The sequence below is a fragment of the Nocardioides sp. genome (assembly GCF_034670285.1).
Lineage (GTDB): Bacteria > Actinomycetota > Actinomycetes > Propionibacteriales > Nocardioidaceae > Nocardioides.
This window is the reverse complement of the sequence record NZ_JAXMNS010000369.1, coordinates 1-3,786: the sequence shown is the minus strand read 5'-3', so window position 1 is coordinate 3,786 and position 3,786 is coordinate 1. Positions and strand designations below refer to the sequence as shown.

The following is a 3,786-nucleotide window of genomic DNA, read 5'->3' as shown; positions in this document are numbered from 1 at the left end:
CCCTCGGGGAAGCCGGTGGTGCCGCCGGTGTAGATGATGTGGAGGTCGTCGCTGCTGCGCTCCTCGAAGTCGCGCTCGGCGCTCTGACCCGCCACCGCGTCGGCGTAGAGCACGCCGTCGTACGAGGAGATGTCGGACTCGTCGTCGGGCTCGATGGCGTCGGGCAGCACGACGATGGTCTGGAGCTTCTCGTGCTTCGGCGCACAGGCGGCGACCAGCGGTGCGTAGGTGCGCTCGTGGATCAGGGCCACGACGTCGGCGTTGTCGAAGAGGTAGTTGAGCTCACCCTCGACGTAGCGGTAGTTGACGTTGATGTTGACCGCGCGGATCTTCACGATCGCGAGGACCGCGACGACGTGCTCGACGCTGTTCTTGGCGTAGATGGCGACGTGGTCGCCTGCTTTCACCCCCTGACCGGACAGGTAGTGGGCGAGTCGGTTGGCTTCTGCCTCCAGCTCGGCGTAGGTGACCACCCGGTCCCCCACCTTGATGGCGGAGTTGTCGGGGGCGGCATCGACGGCGTGCTCGAAGAGGTCTGCAATGTTCTTGGCCACGTCGTGAGACTAGAACACGTTCTTGTTTTTCGCTAGCGTCTCGTCACATGACCGACACGACCTCACCGGAAACCAATCCCGCGCCGTCCGCGACCGCTGCCGAGGAGCCCCACTGCCTCGTCGAGCAGGTCGGCCACACGCTGGTCGTCACCATGAACCGACCGGCCTCGCGCAACGCGCTGTCGGGCGAGATGCTCGCCATCATGTCCGACGCCTGGGACCGGGTGAACTCCGACGACTCGATCCGCGTCTGCATCCTCACCGGGGCCGGCGGCTACTTCTGCGCCGGAGCCGACCTGAAGGCGATGAACGCCAAGCCGCCCAGCGACAGCTTCGAGTCGGGCGAGTTCGACCCGTCGGTGATCAAGTCGCTCCTCAAGGGCTTCCGACTCACCAAGCCACTCATCGCCGCTGTCGAGGGTCCCGCCGTGGCCGGTGGCACCGAGATCCTCCAGGGAACCGACATCCGCGTCGCGGGCGAGTCGGCGAAGTTCGGCGTGGCCGAGGCTCGCTGGAGCCTGTACCCGATGGGTGGCTCGGCGGTGCGGCTGATCCGTCAGATGCCCTACACCGTGGCGGCCGAGCTGCTGCTGACCGGGCGCACGATGAAGGCCCCGGAGGCCAAGGAGGTCGGCCTGATCGGCCACGTCGTCCCCGACGGCCAGGCGCTGGCCAAGGCACACGAGATCGCTGACGCGATCGCCGCCAACGGCCCGGTCGCCGTCCAGGCCATCCTCAAGACGATGCGCGACTCCGAGGGCAAGCACGAGGACGAGTGCTGGGCCGACGACGCCCGCGTGGGCGCAGCGGTGTTCGCCTCGGACGACGCCAAGGAAGGCCCTCGCGCGTTCGCCGAGAAGCGCAAGCCGGAGTTCACCGGCCGCTGAGCTCGGGCGGCGTCGGGTGGGTGCCGGACGGCGTCGGGCGGGGCCGGTGGCCCCGCCCGAGGCCGGTCAGCCGACCGAGCGCTCGCCGGTCCAGTACTGCGCGCGCAGCGCCTTCTTGTCCGGCTTGCCCAGTCCGGTCAGCGGCAGGGCCTCGGTCGCGATGACCTGCTTGGGCACCTGCACCGAACCCTTGCGCTCCTTGACCATCGCCTGGATCTGGGCGACCACGTCGTCGGTGAGGGCCTGCCCGTCACGCAGGACGACGATGGCGGTGACCGCCTCCCCGAACTTCTCGTGCGGGGTGCCGATGACGCCGACCTGGGCGACCGCCGGGTGCTCGGCGACGACGTCCTCGACCTCGCGGGGGAACACGTTGAAGCCACCGGTGACGATCATGTCCTTGGTGCGGTCGACGATGTACCAGAAGCCGTCCTCGTCCTCGCGAGCGATGTCACCGGTGTGCATCCACCCGTCACGGAACGTCGCTGCGGTCTCGTCGGGCAGGTTCCAGTAGCCACCGGCCAGGAGCGGGCCCGCCACGCAGATCTCGCCGGGCTCCCCCTGGGTCACCGGCTGCCCGTCCTCACCGAGCAGCGCCGTGCGGATGAACGCCGACGGGCGACCGCACGAGGCGAGACGTCGGTCGTCGCCGCTCTCGTGGTCGGCGCGGCTCAGGTAGGTGATCACCATCGGCGCCTCGGACTGTCCGTAGTACTGGGCGAAGATCGGGCCGAAACGGTCGATCGCCTCGCGCAGGCGCACCGGGTTGATCGCCGAGGCGCCGTAGTAGACCGTCTCGAGCGAGCTGAGGTCGCGGGTGCGTGAGTCCGGGTGGTCCATCAGGGCGTAGAGCATCGAGGGCACGAGCATCGTCGCGGTGATCCGCTGCTCCTCGATGGTGCGCAGCACCTCGGCCGGGTCGAAGCGCGAGAGTACGTGCAGCGTCCCACCCTTGATCACGGTCGGCACGAAGAACGCCGCGCCCGCGTGCGAGAGCGGGGTGCACATGAGGAACTTCGGGTTCTCGGGCCACTCCCACTCGGCGAGCTGGATCTGGCTCATCGTGTTCATGGCCGCGGCCGTGCCGATGACGCCCTTCGGCTTGCCCGTGGTGCCGCCGGTGTAGGTGATCGACACGATGTGGTCGGGCGGCAGGAGGGCCGCGGTGAGCGGCTGGGCGTCGTACTCGGCCGCGGCGGCGACCAAGTCGACGCCGACGTGGGCGAGCTCGTCGGGCACCGGTCCGATGGTCAGGACCCGGGTCAGGCCAGGGCACTTCTCGAGCAGGGCGACGGCGCGCTCGGCGAAGTAGGGATCGATGATCAGGAACGAGATGCCGGCGTCGTTGATGACGTAGGCGTGGTCGTCGGCGCTGCCGAGGGGGTGCAGCGAGGTGCGCCGGTAGCCCTGGGTCTGGCCGGCGCCGAGGATGTAGAGCACCTCGGGCCGGTTGAGGGCGAGCAGGGCGCCGTGGGTGCCCGTGCCGGCGCCGAGGGCCTCGAACGCCTGCACGTAGCGGCTCATCTGCTCGGCGGTCTCGCCACCGGTCAGCGTGGTGTCCCCGAGGAACATGACGGGCTTGTCGCGGTGGCGCTTGAGAGCGGCCACCATCAGGTCACCGTTGTGGATGCTCATGCGCATGGAGTCGGTCATGCGGCGAGACTAGAACGTGTTGCAGTTTCTGTCACGGGTGGTCGAGCACCCGAGAGGTCAGAGCAGCCGCTGGAGCGCTGCCACGGCCTGGGTGGGGATCGTGACGGGCACCCCCTCGCCGACCGCGTGGAGCCGCCAGCCCTCCGGGCCGCGCAGGAGCTCGGCCATGACGAGCCCGGTCTCTCGGACGCCGGCCGTGAGGGTCACCCGGGCCAGCTCGACCTCCTGCTCGTCGTCGGTGACGACCCGGCAGTAGGCGTTGTCGGTCCACTCGAGGCTGTGGCCGGCGTAGCTGCTGACGAGCAGGAAGATCCGGTCGACGCGCCCATAGACCTTGTCGAGGTCGACGACGATCATCTCGTCGTCGCCGGCGCCCGACCCGGAGCGGTTGTCGCCCTGGTGGACGACGGAGCCGTCGCGGGTGGCGAGGTTGTTGTAGAAGGCGAGGTCGAACAGCTCGCCGTCCGCGAACTGGATCGCCGAGGCGTCGAGGTCGATCTCGGGGGCGCCGGTGCCGATGAACCCACCGGTGCGGGACTTGTCCCACCCGATCCCCACCCGCAGTCGGCTGGGGTGCGCGCCGTCCTCGGTCGCCAGCTCGACGCTCTGGTCCTTGCTCAGCTCGATCACGCAGCCGAACCTACTCCGGAGCCCCTCAGGCTCAGCCCTTTCGCCGAGTCGGCGCCTACAGG

4 protein-coding genes are annotated in these 3,786 nt (G+C 69.3%); 1 reads left to right on the top strand and 3 read right to left on the bottom strand.

The annotated features are described in order from the left end of the window. Nucleotides 1-554, bottom strand: a 554-nt coding sequence (locus VOI19_RS15990; RefSeq protein ID WP_323793959.1) for an AMP-binding protein, incomplete at its 3' end; no start/stop codon positions are given. Nucleotides 555-601: 47 nt separating this feature from the next. Here VOI19_RS15990 and VOI19_RS15985 point away from each other — a divergent pair. Beyond that, nucleotides 602-1,441, top strand: a complete 840-nt coding sequence (locus VOI19_RS15985) for a crotonase/enoyl-CoA hydratase family protein (protein WP_323793958.1) — start codon at nt 602-604, stop codon at nt 1,439-1,441. A gap of 66 nt (nt 1,442-1,507) precedes the next feature. On the opposite strand, the gene fadD8 is transcribed toward VOI19_RS15985, so the two are convergent. Together fadD8 and VOI19_RS15975 are read right to left on the bottom strand one after the other, a co-directional pair. Next, on the bottom strand, nt 1,508-3,094 hold the full coding sequence (gene fadD8, locus VOI19_RS15980; RefSeq protein WP_323793957.1) for a fatty-acid--CoA ligase FadD8: 1,587 nt from the start codon (nt 3,092-3,094) through the stop codon (nt 1,508-1,510). Between the two features lie 57 nt (nt 3,095-3,151). Then, entirely contained in the window at nt 3,152-3,724 is a 573-nt protein-coding gene (locus VOI19_RS15975; protein WP_323793956.1) for a TerD family protein, read from the bottom strand. Nucleotides 3,725-3,786 lie beyond the last annotated feature (62 nt).